The following is a 19078-nucleotide window of genomic DNA, read 5'->3' as shown; positions in this document are numbered from 1 at the left end:
ATGTCAAGTTTGGAAAAACTTGATTGTTGGAGGATTTTTTAGATGAACGAATTTGAAGATTTGCTAAATAGCGTTAGCCAAGTTGAGCCTGGTGATGTTGTTAGTGCTGAAGTATTGACAGTTGATGCGACTCAAGCTAACGTTGCAATCTCTGGGACTGGTGTTGAAGGTGTCTTGACTCTTCGCGAATTGACAAACGATCGCGATGCAGATATCAATGACTTTGTTAAAGTAGGAGAAGTATTGGATGTTCTTGTACTTCGTCAAGTAGTTGGTAAAGATACTGATACAGTTACATACCTTGTATCTAAAAAACGCCTTGAAGCTCGCAAAGCATGGGACAAACTTGTAGGACGCGAAGAAGAAGTTGTTACTGTTAAAGGAACTCGTGCCGTTAAAGGTGGACTTTCAGTAGAATTTGAAGGTGTTCGTGGATTTATCCCAGCTTCAATGTTGGATACTCGTTTCGTACGTAACACTGAGCGTTTCGTAGGTCAAGAATTTGATGCTAAAATCAAGGAAGTTGATCCTAAAGAAAACCGTTTCATCCTTTCACGTCGTGAAGTTGTTGAAGCAGCTACTGCAGCAGCTCGTGCTGAAGTATTCGGTAAATTGGCTGTTGGTGATGTCGTAACTGGTAAAGTTGCTCGTATCACTAGCTTTGGTGCTTTCATCGACCTTGGTGGAGTTGACGGATTGGTTCACTTGACTGAATTGTCACACGAACGTAACGTATCACCTAAATCAGTTGTAACTGTTGGTGAAGAAATCGAAGTGAAGATCCTTGATCTTAACGAAGAAGAAGGTCGCGTATCACTTTCACTTAAAGCAACAACACCTGGACCATGGGATGGCGTTGAGCAAAAATTGGCTAAAGGTGATGTAGTAGAAGGAACAGTTAAACGTTTGACTGACTTTGGTGCATTTGTTGAGGTATTGCCAGGTATCGATGGACTTGTTCACGTATCACAAATTTCACACAAACGTATCGAAAATCCAAAAGAAGCTCTTACTGTTGGTCAAGAAGTTACTGTTAAAGTCCTTGATGTTAACGCTGACGCAGAACGTGTATCACTTTCTATCAAAGCTCTTGAAGAACGTCCAGCTCAAGAAGAAGGACAAAAAGAAGAAAAACGTGCTGCTCGTCCACGTCGTCCAAAACGTCAAGAAAAACGTGATTTCGAACTTCCAGAAACACAAACAGGATTCTCAATGGCTGACTTGTTCGGTGATATCGAACTTTAATCAAATTGATAATCACAAAATCCTTTGTTTAAAACAAGGGATTTTTCTTTTGTCTCTTTCTCATTTTTGATATAATAGTTCTATGTTAGATTCAGAAAAACAATCACAATATCAATTGTTAAATGAGGAACTTTCTTATTTACTTGAAGGTGAGACCAATGTTCTTGCCAATCTTTCGAATGCTAGTGCCCTCCTAAAATCTCGCTTTCCGAATACTGTATTTGCAGGGTTTTATCTGTTTGATGGTAACGAGTTGATTTTAGGGCCTTTTCAGGGCGGCGTTTCGTGCATTCGCATTCCGCTTGGGAAAGGCGTGTGTGGAGAAGCTGCTGAGTTTCAAGAGACTGTTTTAGTTGGGGATGTGAGCACCTATCCAAACTACATTTCTTGTGATAGTATGGCCAAGAGTGAAATCGTGGTTCCCATGCTCAAGAATGGTCAATTGCTGGGTGTCTTAGACCTGGATTCTTCACTTATTGATGATTACAATGCCATTGACCGCGATTACTTGGAACAATTTGTCGCTATTTTGCTTGAGAAGACAGAATGGGACTTTACGATGTTTGAGGAGAAAGCCTAATGTATCAAGCACTTTATCGAAAATATAGAAGCCAGACTTTTTCACAACTAGTAGGTCAAGAAGTCGTGGCTAAAACCCTAAAACAAGCGGTCGAGCAGGAAAAGATTAGTCATGCCTATCTTTTCTCAGGCCCTCGTGGGACTGGGAAGACCAGCGTAGCCAAGATTTTTGCCAAGGCTATGAACTGCCCGAACCAAGTGGACGGAGAACCATGTAATAACTGCTATATCTGCCAAGCAGTGACAGAAGGTAGCTTAGAAGATGTTATCGAAATGGATGCGGCTTCGAATAACGGAGTTGATGAAATCCGAGAAATTCGTGATAAATCCACCTATGCTCCTAGTTTGGCACGTTATAAGGTCTATATCATAGACGAGGTTCATATGCTGTCTACAGGAGCTTTTAATGCGCTTTTAAAGACGTTAGAAGAACCAACTCAAAATGTTGTCTTTATCTTGGCGACTACCGAATTGCACAAGATTCCAGCAACTATTTTATCGCGTGTCCAACGTTTTGAGTTTAAATCGATTCGAAAGCAAGATATCACGGCACATATTCATCATATTTTAGAAAAAGAAAATATCAGTTCTGAACCAGATGCTGTGGAAATCATTGCCAGACGAGCTGAAGGTGGAATGCGGGATGCCTTGTCTATTCTGGACCAAGCCTTGAGTTTGACACAGGGAAATGAGCTCACGACTGCTATCTCTGAGGAGATTACAGGCACCATTAGTCTATCAGCACTTGATGACTATGTAGCTGCCTTGTCTCAGCAGGATGTTCCAAAAGCGCTTGATTCTTTGAATCTTTTGTTTGAAAATGGCAAGAGCATGACTCGTTTTGTGACGGATCTCTTGCAGTATTTGCGTGATCTACTAGTTGTTCAGACAGGTGGCGAAAATACTCATCACAGTCCAGTTTTTATGGACAATCTAGCTCTTTCTCAGGAAAGTCTCTTTGAAATGATTCGAATAGCGACTGTGAGCTTGGCGGATATGAAAGCTAGCCTGCAACCTAAGATTTATGCTGAGATGATGACCATTCGTTTAGCGGAGATTAAGCCTGAACCAATGTTTTCAGAAGCTGTCGAAGGTGAGATTTCTGCACTGAGACAGGAAGTCGCTCGTCTCAAACAAGAACTTGCTAATGTTGGAACGGTGCCTAAACAAGTGGCGCCAGTCCCTAGCCGTCCAGCCACTTCCAAGACAGTCTATCGAGTAGACCGTAATAAGGTTCAGGCTATCCTACAAGAAGCTGTTGAACATCCTGAATTGGCACGGCAAAACTTGATTCGCCTACAGAATGCGTGGGGAGAAGTGATTGAGAGTTTAGCTGGACCTGATAAGGCTCTTCTCGTAGGTTCTCAACCAGTTGCGGCCAACGAACACCATGCGATTTTAGCTTTTGAATCCAATTTCAATGCAGGACAAACCATGAAACGGGATAACCTCAATACCATGTTTGGCAATATTCTCAGCCAGGCGGCTGGATTTTCACCTGAAATCCTGGCAATTTCCCTAGAGGAATGGAAAGAGGTTCGTGCAGCATTTTCAGCTAAAAACAAGTCTTCTCAGGCAGATCAAGAGGTAGAAGAAGAGAGCCTGATTCCAGAGGGATTTGAATTTCTGGCTGATAAAGTCATGGTCGAAGAAGACTAAAAGTGGATTTCATGGTACAATAATCCTATGACTAGACAACAATTTATCGTGATAGCACTATTTACTGCTGCTGAGACTTATTTTTTCAATGAAGCTTGGATGACTGGTCGCTATTTCATGGCAGCCTTTTGGGCCATTCTACTTTTTCGAAATTTTAGATTAAGTTATGTAATGGGGAAAATAGTAGATGCCATTGATCAGCACCTAAACCGCAAGGATTAGTCACTAGCTTCTAAACAAAATCAAAGCCTTTTAGGCTTTTTTTTGTTATACTAGTAGAGTATATTTATGGACCTTTTCTTGTATTTTTTGAGAAATGTAAGTGATTTCTCTAAGGATAAAGGGAGTAGGCTAGAAAAAGAAAGGAACTATCATGTCAGTATTAGAGATCAAAGATCTTCACGTTGAGATTGAAGGAAAAGAAATTTTGAAAGGAGTCAATCTGACTCTGAAAACAGGAGAAATCGCAGCTATCATGGGACCAAATGGTACTGGTAAATCGACTCTTTCTGCCGCTATCATGGGGAACCCTAACTATGAAGTTACTAAAGGTGAGGTCTTGTTTGATGGCGTAAATATCCTTGAGTTGGAAGTGGACGAGCGTGCGCGTATGGGACTTTTCCTTGCTATGCAATACCCATCTGAAATTCCTGGAATTACCAATGCAGAGTTTCTTCGTGCAGCCATGAATGCTGGTAAAGAAGATGATGAAAAGATTTCGGTTCGTGAGTTCATCACTAAACTAGACGAGAAAATGGAATTGCTCAACATGAAAGAAGAAATGGCAGAGCGTTACCTAAACGAAGGTTTCTCTGGTGGTGAGAAAAAACGTAATGAAATTCTTCAACTCTTGATGTTGGAACCAACTTTTGCCCTTTTGGATGAGATTGACTCAGGTCTTGATATTGACGCCCTTAAAGTTGTATCGAAAGGTGTCAATGCCATGCGTGGTGAAGGCTTTGGTGCTATGATTATCACACACTACCAACGTCTTTTGAACTACATCACACCTGATGTGGTCCACGTGATGATGGAAGGTCGTGTGGTCCTTTCTGGTGGTCCAGAATTGGCTGCCCGTTTGGAACGTGAAGGATACGCAAAACTAGCTGAAGAACTTGGCTACGACTACAAGGAAGAATTGTAATTCCCTCGTATCTTTTAGGAGAAGTAAATGACTAAAGAGAATATTAAACTTTTTTCAGAAATGCACGCTGAACCAAGCTGGTTGGCTGACCTCCGTCAAAAAGCTTTTGATAAGATTGAGAGTTTGGAATTACCAGTTATTGAGCGTGTCAAATTTCACCGCTGGAATCTGGGAGATGGAACCATCACAGAAAGTGAACCTTCAGCAAATGTTGCAGACTTCACAGCTCTAGATAATCACTTGAAGTTGGTTCAAGTAGGAACGCAGACTGTTTTTGAACAAACTCCAGTTGAATTGGCTGAACAAGGAGTAATCTTTACAGACTTCCACTCAGCTTTAGAAGAAATTCCAGAACTTATTGAGGAATTCTTCATGTCATCAGTTAAGTATGATGACGACAAGTTGGCAGCCTACCACACAGCTTATTTTAACAGTGGTGCTGTTCTCTACATTCCAGATAACGTAGAAATTACAGAGCCAATCGAAGGTATTTTCTACCAAGACAGCGATAGTGATGTGCCATTTAACAAGCATATCCTTATCATTGCTGGTAAAAACAGTAAGATAAGCTATCTTGAACGTCTAGAGTCACGTGGTGGAGGTAGTGCAAAAGCAACTGCCAATATCACAGTTGAAGTGATTGCACGTTCTGGTGCGCAAGTGAAATTTGCTGCTATTGACCGTTTAGGTGAAAATGTCACTGCCTACATTAGCCGCCGTGGTAAACTAGGCAACGATGCAAGCATTGACTGGGCGATTGGTGTCATGAATGAAGGAAATGTCGTTGCGGACTTTGATAGCGACTTGATTGGAAATGGTAGCCATGCTGACCTTAAAGTCGTAGCTCTTTCAAGTGGCCGTCAGGTTCAAGGGATTGATACTCGAGTGACTAACTACGGTTGCAACTCTATCGGAAATATCCTCCAACATGGGGTTATCCTTGAAAAAGCAACTTTGACCTTCAACGGTATCGGTCACATCATCAAAGGCGCTAAGGGAGCAGATGCCCAACAAGAAAGTCGAGTTCTCATGCTTTCAGACCAAGCGCGTTCCGATGCCAACCCAATTCTTTTGATTGATGAAAATGACGTAACTGCAGGTCACGCGGCTTCTATCGGTCAGGTGGATCCAGAAGATATGTACTACCTCATGAGCCGTGGCTTGGATAAGGCAACTGCTGAACGCTTGGTTGTTCTTGGTTTTCTTGGCTCCGTAATTGTTGAGATTCCAGTCAAGGAAGTTCGTGATGAAATGATTGCAACGATCGAAGAAAAATTGTCAAAACGCTAAGGGGAAGCCTATGTTAGATGTAGAAGCGATTCGCAAGGATTTTCCAATTTTAGACCAGATTGTCAACGATGAACCTCTGGTCTATCTGGACAATGCCGCGACGACACAAAAACCACTAGCAGTTCTGGAAACAATCAACCGCTACTATGAGCAGGACAATGCCAATGTTCACCGTGGTGTTCATACCTTGGCTGAGCGGGCGACAGCTTCCTATGAGGCGGCTCGTGAGACCATTCGTAAGTTTATCAATGCAGGCTCTACAAAGGAAGTTCTCTTCACCAGAGGAACGACAACCAGCCTTAACTGGGTGGCATACTTCGCTGAGGAAATCCTGACTGAGGGAGACCAGGTCTTGATTTCTGTCATGGAACACCATTCCAATATCATTCCTTGGCAGGAGGTCTGCCGCAAGACTGGGGCAGAGCTTGTCTATGTTTATCTCAAGAATGGAGCTCTGGATATGGATGACTTGCGAGCTAAATTGACTGATAAAGTCAAGTTTGTCTCCCTAGCTCACGCCTCAAATGTTCTTGGTGTGGTCAATCCGATCAAGGAAATCACTCAATTGGCCCACCAAGTTGGAGCTATTATGGTGGTGGATGGTGCTCAATCTACGCCCCATATGAAGATTGATGTCCAGAACTTGGATGTGGACTTCTTTGCTTTTTCAGGTCACAAGATGGCTGGACCAACTGGTATTGGTGTTCTTTACGGTAAAGAAAAGTATCTGGAACAAATGTCACCAGTTGAGTTTGGTGGCGAGATGATTGATTTCGTCTACGAACAATCTGCTAGTTGGAAGGAATTGCCTTGGAAATTTGAGGCTGGGACTCCCAATATGGCAGGTGCTATCGGACTTGCTGCAGCAGTGGATTATCTGGAAAAGATTGGTATGGATGCCATTGAATCTCATGAACAGGAATTGATTGCATACGTCTTTCCAAAATTGCAGGAAATTGAAGGGTTAACCATTTATGGTTCGCAAGACCTGGCTAAACGTTCAGGTGTCATTGCCTTTAATCTAGGTGACCTTCATCCCCACGACCTCGCGACAGCTCTGGATTATGAAGGAGTAGCGGTTCGTGCCGGTCACCATTGCGCCCAACCTTTGCTTCAGTATTTGGAAGTTCCAGCAACAGCTCGTGCAAGTTTTTATATCTACAATACCAAGGCAGATTGTGACAAGCTAGTCGATGCCCTACAAAAGACAAAGGAGTTTTTCAATGGCACTTTCTAAACTAGATAGCCTTTATATGGCAGTGGTGGCAGACCATTCGAAAAATCCACATCACCAAGGGAAGCTGGAAGATGCTGAGCAAATCAGCCTCAATAATCCAACCTGTGGGGATGTCATCAACCTCTCTGTCAAGTTTGACGCAGAGGACCGTTTGGAAGATATTGCTTTTCTAAATTCAGGATGCACGATTTCAACTGCCTCTGCTAGTATGATGACAGATGCAGTTTTAGGCAAGACCAAACAAGAAATTTTAGAGCTTGCGACCATTTTTTCAGAAATGGTTCAAGGTCAAAAAGATGACCGCCAAGACCAACTTGGCGATGCAGCTTTCTTATCAGGTGTTGCCAAATTCCCACAACGGATTAAGTGTGCAACTCTAGCTTGGAATGCACTTAAGAAAACAATTGAAGATCAAGAAAAACAGTAAGACAAGTTTCTTTTGTCTTATGAATCAGTAGAAATGAAGAATGAAAGAAAGGATATTATGGCTGAAGAAAGAGTAGAACCAAAACCAATTGACCTTGGTGAATATAAATTTGGTTTCCATGACGATGTAGAGCCTGTCCTATCGACAGGAAAAGGATTGAACGAAGAAGTCATTCGCGAATTATCAGCTGCCAAGGGTGAGCCTGAGTGGATGTTGGAGTTCCGTTTGAAGTCTTATGAAACCTTCAAAAAAATGCCCATGCAAACCTGGGGAGCAGACTTGTCAGAGATTGACTTTGATGACTTGATCTACTACCAAAAACCATCTGATAAACCAGCCCGTTCTTGGGATGATGTACCTGAAAAGATTAAAGAAACCTTTGAACGTATCGGTATTCCAGAAGCTGAGCGTGCTTATTTAGCAGGTGCCTCTGCCCAGTACGAGTCAGAAGTGGTTTACCACAACATGAAGGAAGAGTTCCAGAAATTGGGGATTATCTTTACAGATACAGATTCTGCCCTCAAGGAATACCCAGACTTGTTTAAACAATACTTTGCGAAGTTGGTACCACCGACAGATAACAAGTTGGCAGCCCTCAACTCTGCAGTATGGTCTGGTGGAACCTTTATCTATGTACCAAAAGGTGTTAAGGTAGATATTCCACTTCAAACCTACTTCCGTATCAACAACGAAAATACAGGTCAGTTTGAACGTACCTTGATTATCGTTGATGAGGGAGCAAGTGTACACTATGTCGAAGGATGTACAGCACCGACTTACTCAAGCAACAGCTTGCATGCAGCCATTGTAGAAATCTTTGCTTTGGACGGAGCCTACATGCGTTATACAACCATCCAAAACTGGTCTGATAACGTCTATAACTTGGTAACCAAACGTGCTAAAGCTTTGAAAGATGCGACTGTTGAGTGGATTGATGGTAACTTGGGTGCTAAAACAACCATGAAATACCCATCTGTTTATCTGGATGGAGAAGGAGCCCGTGGTACCATGCTCTCTATCGCCTTTGCCAATTCAGGGCAACACCAAGACACAGGTGCTAAGATGATCCACAACGCTCCACACACAAGCTCGTCTATCGTGTCTAAATCCATCGCTAAAGGCGGAGGAAAGGTGGACTACCGTGGACAAGTAACCTTTAACAAGAACTCTAAGAAATCTGTTTCTCACATCGAGTGTGATACCATTATCATGGATGACTTGTCAGCGTCAGATACCATCCCATTCAATGAAATTCACAACTCGCAAGTTGCATTGGAACACGAAGCCAAGGTATCTAAGATTTCAGAGGAACAACTATACTACCTCATGAGTCGTGGTTTGTCAGAATCTGAAGCTACTGAGATGATTGTCATGGGATTTGTCGAACCCTTCACTAAAGAGCTTCCAATGGAATATGCAGTTGAGCTGAATCGCTTGATTAGCTATGAAATGGAAGGTTCAGTCGGATAAATCCAAAATGGAGAAGCAAATGGGATTTTTAAAAAAATTATTTGGTAATGTTGAAAAAGCGAATAAAGGTGAAATTCCTGTCGAGGAAATTGTTCCACCGTTTACAAATGATCTAGCAGAAGAAGCAGATGATTATTGGCGACAAATGGAACAAAACCTCTTGATAAACGCTGTAAAAGCTGCTGGTGGTCCTGAGTCGGTAGAACGTGCTTTTGTTCTTGCTAATTTTAAGGAAAATCAAGAAACCTTTGAGCTCTTTTATCAGGTAAATGGTCAACTTCTTTCATGGAGAGAGATGGATGCGACTGTTGTCGATAAAATCAGCAATCAACTCCTTCCACAAGCACTAGGTGTGGCACGTGCAGTAAATGAGAATTATGAAGAGGCAAATGTACCAGTAATCGAGTACGCCATGCTTCAGTTTGAGACTGCAACCATGGCTTGGTTTGGACGGAAGCTGACAACGGCTTCTCCAGAAGCACAACTGACTTTTGAAGAATTGGTAACAGGTTGGTGCGCTATTTTGGAACAAGAAGTTCCAAATCGTCCTTTAGATAGTGACCGTCCGTTCCCTTACTTTGAAGTTTAAAAAATCTCAAATCCCCAAAAAACTTTCAATGGAGTATACTGTTGAGCCTACTCGCTTGATAAGTAACAAATTGAAAGAATCAGTGGGTAAAAATGCAAATTCTGAACAGGAATCCCTTCTGTTCAGAATTTTTTTCAAAAAATAACCTAATAAATATTCACAAAAATACTTTTATATGGTAAAATAAAACAATTACATTTAGTGGAGATGAAGTATGAATATTTTTAGAACCAAGGATGTTAGTCTGAGACAGACAGAGATGCATCGCCATTTGAAATTATGGGATTTGATTTTACTAGGAATTGGGGCCATGGTGGGAACGGGAATTTTCACCATTACTGGAACAGCAGCGGCTACACTAGCTGGTCCATCACTAGTGATTTCCATTGTGATTTCTGCTCTGTGTGTTTCTCTATCAGCCCTCTTCTTCGCAGAATTTGCCTCTCGTGTGCCTGCAACTGGTGGTGCTTATAGTTACCTCTATGCGATTTTAGGAGAATTGCCAGCCTGGATTGCTGGCTGGTTGACCATCATGGAATTCATGACGGCTGTTTCAGGTGTGGCGTCTGGCTGGGCAGCTTACTTTAAGGGATTGCTCAGTAATTATGGTATCTCCATGCCCCAAGCCTTAAATGGAACCTTTAATCCTGAACAGGGAACCTATATCGATCTTCTGCCTATTTTAGTACTTACCTTGGTAACGGGATTGGTTTTATTAAATTCTAAGGCAGCTTTGCGCTTTAATTCGCTTTTAGTGGTCTTGAAATTCTCAGCTCTCGCCTTATTTATCCTAGTTGGTATTTGGTACATCAAGCCAGAAAATTGGACGAATTTTGCTCCATTTGGTTTTGGTCAACTATATGGTGGAAGTACTGGGATTATGGCGGGAGCCTCTTTGATGTTCTTTGGTTTTCTCGGTTTTGAGTCGATTTCCATGGCAGTTGATGAAATTCAAAGTCCGCAAAAGAATATTCCTCGCGGAATAGTGCTTTCTCTGACAATCGTCACCATTCTCTATGCTTTGGTAACCTTAGTATTGACAGGGATTGTTCACTACAGTAAGCTCAATGTGGACGATGCAGTAGCATTTTCATTACGGAGTATAGGTATCGGCTGGGCGGCAAATTATGTTTCGCTTGTAGCCATTCTAACCCTGATAACCGTATGTATCTCCATGACTTATGCTTTGTCTCGGATGATTTATAGCTTAGCTCGTGATGGACTTTTACCTCAAAGTTTTAAACAATTAAGCAAGACTAGTCGCGTTCCTAAAAATGCGACTCTCTTAACAGGAGTTGCTTCAGCCATTGCTGCAGGAGTGTTTCCTCTAGCCAGTATTGCAGCCTTCTTAAATATCTGTACGCTAGCTTATCTCATTTTGCTAGCCTATGGAATAATAAAACTCAGAAAGGATAAGGGTATGCCAAAAGAGGGAGAGTTTAAAACTCCCTTGGTGCCACTTTTGCCAATTCTTTCCATTTTTATCTGTGTTTCCTTTATGCTTCAATATAGTCTAGATACCTGGATTGCCTTTGGCATTGCTCTTCTAGTTGGTCTAGTCATTTACTTTACTTACGGGTTCCGCCATTCAACCCTCGCAGAAGAAGAATAAAAGCTGGGAATTCCCAGCTTTTTTAATCTTTCACATAAGTAAATCCTTCACCCAGAATTTCATGAGCCTCAGTGATGGTGATAAAGGCTTGAGGATCAATTTTGTGAATCATATCTTTCATTTTAACGATTTCATTTCGACCGACGATACAGTAGATAATTTTTAAGTCCTTTTTGCTGTAGTAGCCTTGACCAGATATAAAGGTAACGCCACGTCCGAGTTCATCGTTAATCTCTTTGGCCAATTGATCAGGATATTGGGTAATAATCATAAATCCTTTACCAGCATAACCTCCTTCGCCTATCAAGTCGATAACACGAGCGATGATAAAGTCAAATAAGAGGGTATAGGTAACTAGACGAAGATCCTGGAAGATAATCAAAATCAACATTAGGATAAAAAAGTCAATCCCAAAGAGCAATTTACCAATCGAAATATTGGTGTATTTGTTGAGGATACGGGCAACGATATCAGAGCCACCAGTGGTTCCACCAGCATTAAAGATAATTCCTAAACCAACCCCCAGTAAGACTCCTGAGACTAAAGCGACAATGATGAGATCCCCTTGCAAGTCGATGTGCAAAGGAATACGCTCAAAAATTGCTAGCCAAACGGAAAGTGAAATAGATCCTAGAAGGCTGGAGTAGAGGGTCTTAGGTCCAAATATTTTCCAAGCCAGGATAAATAAAGGGATATTAATCAAGAGGTTCATCAATGAGACAGGAATCTTAAAGAGATAGTAGGTAATCAGGGTAATACCTGTCGCCCCTCCCTCAAATAAATGATAAGGAACAACAAAGTAGGTAAGACCGAAGGCATAGATAGCAGCTCCAAGAATAATGGTGATAATCGGTTGAAGTTTTCGAATCATGGCTATTCCTCACTTTTCTATAGATAGATTATACCAAAAATTCAGTTCTTTTCATCGGATCACTTATGATTTTTTATCATTTTTTTGATATAATAAAGAAGAAAATCCCAATCCTATCGAGAAGAATAGAAAGATTGAATTATGACACAAGTAAAAATTGTAACGGACTCTTCTGTTACTATCGAACCAGAAGTAGTTAAAGAATTAAATATCACAGTTGTCCCTCTATCAGTTATGATTGATAGTGTGCTTTATTCGGATGCAGATTTGAAAGAGGGAGAATTCCTTCATCTTATGCAACAAAGTAAGAATCTGCCTAAAACAAGCCAGCCCCCTGTGGGAGTCTTTGCTGAGGTCTTTGAAGAACTAAGTAAAGACGGCAGTCAAATTATCGCGATTCACATGTCCCATGCCTTGTCTGGAACTGTTGAAGCTGCTCGCCAAGGGGCAAGTCTCTCAACTGCTGATGTAACGGTTATTGATAGTTCCTTTACAGATCAAGCGATGAAGTTCCAAGTTGTTGAAGCCGCAAAACTTGCTAAAGAAGGTAAAGACTTAGAAACGATCTTAGCTCATGTAGAGGACGTTAAAAATAATACAGAACTTTATATCGGTGTTTCGACGCTAGAAAACTTAGTTAAGGGTGGTCGTATTGGACGTGTGACAGGATTACTAAGCTCACTCTTGAATATTCGTGTAGTAATGCAGATGAAAAACCACGAACTCCAACCAATCGCCAAAGGACGTGGAGCGAAAACGTTCAAAAAGTGGCTTGAGGAATTAACCGAGACTCTTTCCAAAAAATCAGTTGCAGAAATTGGAATTTCCTATGCTGGAACGAACGAATGGGCGAATGAGATGAAGGCATTATTGCAACCTTATGTCGAGAAGCCAATCTCTGTATTGGAAACTGGCTCTATTATTCAAACTCATACTGGAGAGAATGCTTGGGCGATTCTAATTCGCTACAATTCCTAAAAAAATAGAGAAAAAATGGTCAAAATAGTGTTTTTGACTTGACCTATAGCCGATTTTAGGATATGATTATATTTGTTAATTAGAAATTATTTGGAGGATTTGTTAACATGGCAAACAAACAAGATTTGATCGCTAAAGTAGCAGAAGCTACAGAATTGACTAAGAAAGATTCAGCAGCAGCAGTTGACGCTGTATTTGCAGCAGTAACTGAATACCTTGCAGCTGGTGAAAAAGTTCAATTGATCGGTTTCGGTAACTTTGAAGTTCGTGAGCGTGCTGCACGTAAAGGTCGCAACCCACAAACTGGTAAAGAAATCAAAATCGCAGCTTCTAAAGTTCCAGCATTCAAAGCTGGTAAAGCTCTTAAAGACGCTGTTAAATAATGAATTTTCAAAAAGCCTGTCATATCAAGTATTTGAGCTTGTGCGACAGGCTTTTTTTATTTGAGAAGTTGAGTTATGATTCTGTGCAAAAAGAAAAAAGGTTCCCATGTTTGGGAACCTTCTTTTCATTAGTTTTTAGAAGCTGCTTGGAATTCAGGGTTTTTCCATGCTTCATCAATGATAGCTTGCAATTCTTTAGCAGATGCTTGCATTTTTTGAGTTTCAGCATCGTTCAAGGGGATGTTTACTGGACGAACGATACCGTGTGCACCAACAACAGCTGGTTGACCGATAAAGACGTTTTTAACACCGTATTGACCTTCTTGGAAGACTGAAAGTGGAAGTACTGCATTTTCGTCATCAAGGATTGCTTTTGTAATACGAGCAAGTGCTACAGCGATACCGTAGTATGTAGCTCCTTTTTTGTTGATGATTGTGTAGGCAGCGTCACGAACACCTTCGAACAATTCAATCAATTCAGATTCTTGAACGTTTTGAGTGTCTTTAAGGAATTCTTCAAGGTTTACACCAGCGATGTTAGCGTGTGACCAAACCGCAAACTCAGAATCTCCGTGTTCACCCATGATGTAGGCGTGAACTGAACGAGCATCGACATCCAATTTTTCAGCAAGTGCTTGACGGAAACGTGCTGAGTCAAGTGAAGTACCTGAACCGATAACACGTTCTTTAGGGAATCCAGAGAATTTCCAAGTTGAGTAAGTCAAAACATCAACTGGGTTAGCTGCAACAAGGAAGATACCATCGAAACCTGATTCAACAACTTGTGTTACGATTGATTTGTTGATAGCCAAGTTTTTACCTACAAGGTCAAGACGAGTTTCGCCTGGTTTTTGAGGAGCACCTGCAGTGATAACAACAAGGTCAGCGTCTGCACAGTCAGAGTATTGAGCAGCGTAGATTTTTTTAGGTGAAGTGAAGGCAAGGGCGTGGCTAAGGTCAAGCGCATCACCAACAGCTTTTTCGTGTAATTGTGGAATTTCGATAATTCCAAGCTCTTGTGCAATTCCTTGGTTAACAAGTGCGAAAGCGTAAGATGAACCTACGGCACCGTCACCAACAAGGATCACTTTTTTGTGTTGTTTAGTTGAAGTCATTATCTAAACATCTCCTTCATTTTTTTTAGGGGAATCCCCAGACACTTTCATTCTATCACTTTTAAAAAGCTTTGTCACGAATATTCTATTCGGTTATTGATGTAAACGTTTTAGTGGTTTCAGAAGGCTGAAATGAAGGACAAATTATGGTATAATATATCTAATTACTAATAGTGAAATGAGGCATTTATTAATGCAGGATAAAAACTTAGTGAATGTTAATCTGACAAAGGAGATGAAGACCAGCTTTATCGACTACGCCATGAGTGTTATCGTAGCGCGTGCTCTTCCTGATGTTCGAGATGGCTTAAAACCAGTTCACCGTCGTATTCTTTACGGAATGAATGAACTAGGTGTTACTCCAGACAAACCCCATAAAAAATCAGCCCGTATTACAGGGGATGTCATGGGTAAATACCACCCTCACGGAGACTCGTCTATTTATGAGGCTATGGTTCGTATGGCCCAGTGGTGGAGCTATCGTTACATGCTCGTTGATGGACATGGAAACTTTGGCTCTATGGACGGGGACGGTGCTGCCGCACAGCGTTATACTGAGGCACGTATGAGCAAGATTGCTCTGGAAATGCTTCGTGACATCAATAAAAACACAGTTGATTTCGTAGACAACTACGATGCTAACGAACGTGAACCCTTGGTTTTGCCTGCTCGTTTTCCAAACCTTTTGGTCAATGGAGCAACGGGTATCGCTGTTGGGATGGCAACCAATATTCCACCTCACAACTTGGGTGAAACCATTGATGCAGTGAAGTTGGTTATGGATAATCCTGAAGTGACGACTAAGGACTTGATGGAAGTCTTGCCTGGTCCAGATTTTCCGACTGGCGCTCTTGTCATGGGGAAATCAGGTATTCATAAGGCTTATGAGACTGGTAAAGGTTCCATTGTCCTTCGTTCTCGTACAGAGATTGAAACCACTAAGACGGGTCGTGAGCGCATCGTTGTAACAGAATTCCCTTATATGGTTAATAAAACCAAGGTACATGAGCATATTGTTCGCTTGGTTCAGGAAAAGCGAATTGAGGGCATTACAGCCGTACGTGATGAGTCCAACCGTGAAGGCGTTCGCTTTGTAATCGAGGTTAAACGCGACGCGTCTGCCAACGTTATCCTTAACAACCTCTTCAAGATGACACAGATGCAAACCAACTTTGGTTTCAACATGTTGGCGATTCAAAATGGCGTACCAAAAATCTTGTCCCTTCGTCAAATTTTGGATGCTTATATCGAGCACCAAAAAGAAGTGGTTGTTCGCCGTACTCGTTTTGACAAGGAAAAGGCGGAGGCGCGTGCGCACATCTTAGAAGGTCTTTTAATTGCACTTGACCATATCGACGAAGTGATTCGTATCATTCGTGCCAGTGAAACAGATGCGGAAGCGCAAGCTGAGTTGATGAGCAAGTTCAAGCTTTCTGAACGTCAAAGTCAAGCTATCCTTGATATGCGTCTTCGTCGTTTGACAGGATTGGAACGTGATAAAATTCAGTCTGAATATGATGAATTGATTGCCTTGATTGCAGATTTGGCTGATATTCTTGCCAAACCTGAGCGCGTGGCGCAAATTATCAAAGAGGAATTGGACGAAGTCAAACGCAAGTTTGGAGACAAGCGTCGTACGGAGTTGATGATTGGAGAAGTCTTAACTCTTGAAGATGAAGATTTGATTGAAGAAACGGATGTCTTGATTACCCTATCTAACAAGGGCTATATCAAACGTTTGGACCAAGGTGAGTTCACTGCTCAAAAACGTGGTGGCCGTGGAGTTCAAGGTACGGGAGTTAAGGATGATGACTTTGTGCGTGAGTTGGTTTCAACCAGCACCCATGATCATTTACTCTTCTTTACCAATAAAGGACGCGTATACCGACTAAAAGGTTATGAAATCCCTGAATACGGCCGTACTGCTAAGGGCTTGCCAGTTGTCAATCTATTGAAGTTGGACGAAGGTGAGAGTATTCAGACCATCATCAACGTTGAGTCTGAACGTAGTGATGATGCCTATCTCTTCTTTACAACTCGTCACGGTATTGTGAAGAGAACCAGTGTCAAAGAGTTCGCTAATATTCGTCAAAATGGACTGAAAGCCTTGAATCTCAAGGATGAAGACGAATTGATTAATGTCTTGCTGACAGAAGAAGATACGGATATTATCATTGGTACCAAGTTTGGTTATGCCGTTCGCTTTAATCAATCAGCTGTTCGTGGCATGAGCCGTATCGCGACAGGTGTCCGAGGAGTCAATCTTCGTGAGGGTGACACAGTAGTTGGTGCTAGCGTGATTACGAACCAAGATGAGGTTCTTATTATCACTGAAAAAGGATACGGTAAACGTACACTTGCTACTGAATATCCTACTAAAGGCCGTGGTGGTAAAGGGATGAAGACAGCCAATGTTGCTGAGAAAAATGGTCCTCTGGCAGGTCTCCTCACTGTTAAGGGGGATGAAGACCTGATGATTATCACAGATACAGGTGTCATGATCCGTACAAATGTTGCCAATATTTCACAAACTGGACGCTCAACTATGGGAGTTAAGGTGATGCGTCTAGATCAGGATGCTAAGATTGTGACCTTTACAACGGTTGCTGCGGCAGAAAAAGAAGAAGTTGGGACTGAAATTGAAACAGAAGGTGAAGCATAATGTCTCATAAAAAAACGAAAAATAAAAAGAGTAAGAAAAATAAGCGCAGAAATCTATTTATCAATATTTTAGCGGGTTTCTTAATTCTTTTATCGCTAGCTTTAATTTTTAATTCAAAGATTCGCGATATCTTTTTGGTATGGAATACCAATAAATACCAAGTCAATCAAGTCACTAAGGAAAATATAGATGAAAATCTAAAAACTGAAGGGAATTTTGATTTTGACTCTGTTAAGTCTATTTCATCCGAAGCTGTATTGGCTTCACAATGGGATGCTCAGAAACTTCCCGTTATTGGAGGTATTGCTATTCCCGAAGTGGAGATTAACCTCCCTATTTTCAAAGGGTTGGATAATGTAAACTTGTTCTACGGAGCAGGGACCATGAAACCAGACCAAAAAATGGGAGAAGGCAACTATTCTCTAGCCAGTCACCATATCTTTACTGCTGAAAATGCCAGTCAAATGCTCTTCTCGCCTTTGGTCAATGCCAAAGCAGGTATGAAAATTTATCTGACTGATAAGGATAAAGTTTATACTTATGAGATTACAGAAGTAAAACGTGTTACACCAGACCGTGTAGATGAAATCGATGATCGTATTGGTGTGCAGGAGATTACTTTGGTTACTTGTGTTGATTATAATGCGACTGAGCGTATAATCGTCAAAGGAATCTTTAAAGAATCAAAAGCTTATTCTGAGACTTCTGAGGATATTTTGAAGGCCTTTAATCAACCGTATAGACAACGTTATTAAGAATGAATGAACCAGTGAAGTGCTATTTCACTGGTTTTTTTGTCAACAAATAGAATCAAAATAGTTCGTATGAAAAAGGATAAGAAGGCTTAGGATAAAGATTTTTAAGATAAATATTTTAGAATTTTACAGAAAACGCTTTCTAGAAAACAAGAATTATGTTATAATTATCACAAATTAAAGTTTAGGAGTTTTTTATGGTCTCTTCAGAATTTATTTCAAAGATTGAATTTGCTTGCAAGAAGAAAGAAAGTCTTTATAGCCAAAGTAAGTTTAAGTATGCGATTCGTTCCATGTTTGCAGGTGCCTTTTTAACATTTAGCACGGCTGCGGGTGCAGTTGGGGCTGACTTGATAAATAAAATCGCACCAGGTAGTGGTCGCTTCCTTTTCCCATTCGTTTTTGCTTGGGGATTGGCCTACATTGTTTTTTTTAATGCTGAACTGGTAACTTCAAACATGATGTTCTTGACAGCTGGTAGTTTCTTGAAAAAAATCTCTTGGAGAAAAACAACTGAGATTTTACTTTACTGTACCTTGTTCAACCTTATCGGTGCTTTGATAGCAGGTTGGGGCTTTGCTCATTCGGCAGCCTATGCACATCTGACTCACGATAGTTTCATTTCAGGGGTTGTAGAGATGAAGTTAGGCCGTTCAAATGAGCTGATTTTGCTTGAGGCTATTTTAGCCAATGTCTTCGTAAACATTGCTATTCTTTCCTTTATTTTGGTCAAGGATAGTGCAGCTAAGCTATGGCTCGTTTTATCAGCTATTTACATGTTTGTATTCTTAACAAACGAACACATCGCAGCCAACTTTGCTTCATTTGCGATTGTAAAATTCAGTGTTGCAGCTGATTCTATTGCAAACTTTGACATTCCTAATATTCTTCGTCACTGGGGTGTGACCTTTATTGGGAACTTCATTGGGGGCGGTCTCTTGATAGGATTACCATACGCCTTCCTCAATAAAAACGAAGATACTTATGTAGATTAAAGAAAAAAGCACGAGTCAATCGTGCTTTTTTGTTTGATGTGTATGACTAGTCATAGTTGTTCCTTAT

The 19078-nt window shown here is 41.2% G+C and carries 18 protein-coding genes; 16 read left to right on the top strand and 2 right to left on the bottom strand.

All coding sequences use genetic code 11. The features are described from left to right. The first annotated feature begins 42 nt into the window (after positions 1–42). From rpsA to BWR56_RS05385, 11 genes are all read left to right on the top strand, one after another. Positions 43–1245: a 30S ribosomal protein S1 gene (rpsA, locus tag BWR56_RS05435; RefSeq protein WP_001001617.1), complete on the top strand. Its 1203-nt coding sequence runs from the start codon at positions 43–45 to the stop codon at positions 1243–1245. An 82-nt stretch (positions 1246–1327) separates the two neighbouring features. Continuing rightward, on the top strand, positions 1328–1825 hold the full coding sequence (locus BWR56_RS05430) for a GAF domain-containing protein (RefSeq protein ID WP_049505940.1): 498 nt from the start codon (positions 1328–1330) through the stop codon (positions 1823–1825). After that, on the top strand, positions 1825–3483 hold the full coding sequence (gene dnaX / locus BWR56_RS05425; RefSeq protein ID WP_049505938.1) for a DNA polymerase III subunit gamma/tau: 1659 nt from the start codon (positions 1825–1827) through the stop codon (positions 3481–3483). The genes BWR56_RS05430 and dnaX overlap by 1 nt, the downstream gene beginning before the upstream one ends. 27 nt (positions 3484–3510) lie before the next feature. Continuing rightward, on the top strand, positions 3511–3705 hold the full coding sequence (locus BWR56_RS05420; RefSeq protein WP_000198269.1) for a DUF3272 family protein: 195 nt from the start codon (positions 3511–3513) through the stop codon (positions 3703–3705). Positions 3706–3856: 151 nt separating this feature from the next. Further along, entirely contained in the window at positions 3857–4627 is a 771-nt protein-coding gene (sufC, locus tag BWR56_RS05415; protein ID WP_000114489.1) for a Fe-S cluster assembly ATPase SufC, read from the top strand. A gap of 27 nt (positions 4628–4654) precedes the next feature. Then, entirely contained in the window at positions 4655–5917 is a 1263-nt protein-coding gene (gene sufD, locus BWR56_RS05410; RefSeq protein ID WP_049505936.1) for a Fe-S cluster assembly protein SufD, read from the top strand. A 10-nt stretch (positions 5918–5927) separates the two neighbouring features. Then, entirely contained in the window at positions 5928–7154 is a 1227-nt protein-coding gene (locus BWR56_RS05405) for a cysteine desulfurase (protein WP_049505935.1), read from the top strand. Then, positions 7141–7581 (top strand): Fe-S cluster assembly sulfur transfer protein SufU, encoded by a 441-nt coding sequence (sufU, locus tag BWR56_RS05400; RefSeq protein WP_001218473.1) that lies wholly within the window; start codon positions 7141–7143, stop codon positions 7579–7581. Before BWR56_RS05405 ends, sufU begins: the two co-directional genes overlap by 14 nt. Before the next feature lie 57 nt (positions 7582–7638). After that, positions 7639–9051, top strand: a complete 1413-nt coding sequence (gene sufB / locus BWR56_RS05395; RefSeq protein WP_076984600.1) for a Fe-S cluster assembly protein SufB — start codon at positions 7639–7641, stop codon at positions 9049–9051. Positions 9052–9070: 19 nt separating this feature from the next. Next, positions 9071–9640, top strand: coding sequence for a hypothetical protein (locus BWR56_RS05390; protein ID WP_076984599.1), 570 nt, complete (start codon positions 9071–9073; stop codon positions 9638–9640). A gap of 214 nt (positions 9641–9854) precedes the next feature. Further along, the gene (locus tag BWR56_RS05385) at positions 9855–11252 is read left to right on the top strand and encodes an APC family permease (protein WP_061852397.1); all 1398 of its coding nucleotides are present in this window, start codon (positions 9855–9857) and stop codon (positions 11250–11252) included. Between the two features lie 22 nt (positions 11253–11274). On the opposite strand, the gene BWR56_RS05380 is transcribed toward BWR56_RS05385, so the two are convergent. Next, a complete protein-coding gene (locus tag BWR56_RS05380) occupies positions 11275–12123 on the bottom strand; it encodes a YitT family protein (protein WP_000619787.1) in 849 nt (282 codons plus the stop codon). Between the two features lie 141 nt (positions 12124–12264). On the opposite strand from BWR56_RS05380, the gene BWR56_RS05375 reads away from it, so the two are divergent. Together BWR56_RS05375 and BWR56_RS05370 are read left to right on the top strand one after the other, a co-directional pair. Continuing rightward, entirely contained in the window at positions 12265–13101 is an 837-nt protein-coding gene (locus BWR56_RS05375; protein ID WP_076984598.1) for a DegV family protein, read from the top strand. 107 nt (positions 13102–13208) lie between these two features. After that, entirely contained in the window at positions 13209–13484 is a 276-nt protein-coding gene (locus BWR56_RS05370) for an HU family DNA-binding protein (protein ID WP_001284636.1), read from the top strand. A gap of 128 nt (positions 13485–13612) precedes the next feature. On the opposite strand, the gene BWR56_RS05365 is transcribed toward BWR56_RS05370, so the two are convergent. Then, complete coding sequence (locus BWR56_RS05365) at positions 13613–14599, bottom strand: L-lactate dehydrogenase (protein WP_076984597.1); 987 nt, start codon at positions 14597–14599, stop codon at positions 13613–13615. A 193-nt stretch (positions 14600–14792) separates the two neighbouring features. Between BWR56_RS05365 and gyrA the strand changes: the two genes are divergently transcribed. The 3 genes from gyrA to BWR56_RS05350 all read left to right on the top strand — a co-directional run bounded on the left by gyrA (position 14793) and on the right by BWR56_RS05350 (position 19011). Then, positions 14793–17261 (top strand): DNA gyrase subunit A, encoded by a 2469-nt coding sequence (gene gyrA / locus BWR56_RS05360; RefSeq protein WP_049505928.1) that lies wholly within the window; start codon positions 14793–14795, stop codon positions 17259–17261. Further along, a complete protein-coding gene (locus BWR56_RS05355) occupies positions 17261–18016 on the top strand; it encodes a class A sortase (protein WP_076984596.1) in 756 nt (251 codons plus the stop codon). Before gyrA ends, BWR56_RS05355 begins: the two co-directional genes overlap by 1 nt. A 197-nt stretch (positions 18017–18213) precedes the next feature. Next, positions 18214–19011: a formate/nitrite transporter family protein gene (locus BWR56_RS05350; RefSeq protein ID WP_076984595.1), complete on the top strand. Its 798-nt coding sequence runs from the start codon at positions 18214–18216 to the stop codon at positions 19009–19011. Positions 19012–19078: the final 67 nt, after the last annotated feature.

This window comes from Streptococcus oralis (genome assembly GCF_001983955.1).
Lineage (GTDB): Bacteria > Bacillota > Bacilli > Lactobacillales > Streptococcaceae > Streptococcus > Streptococcus jiangnanensis.
The sequence above is the reverse complement of the archived record's forward strand: the minus strand, read 5'-3'. Positions and strand labels throughout refer to the sequence as shown.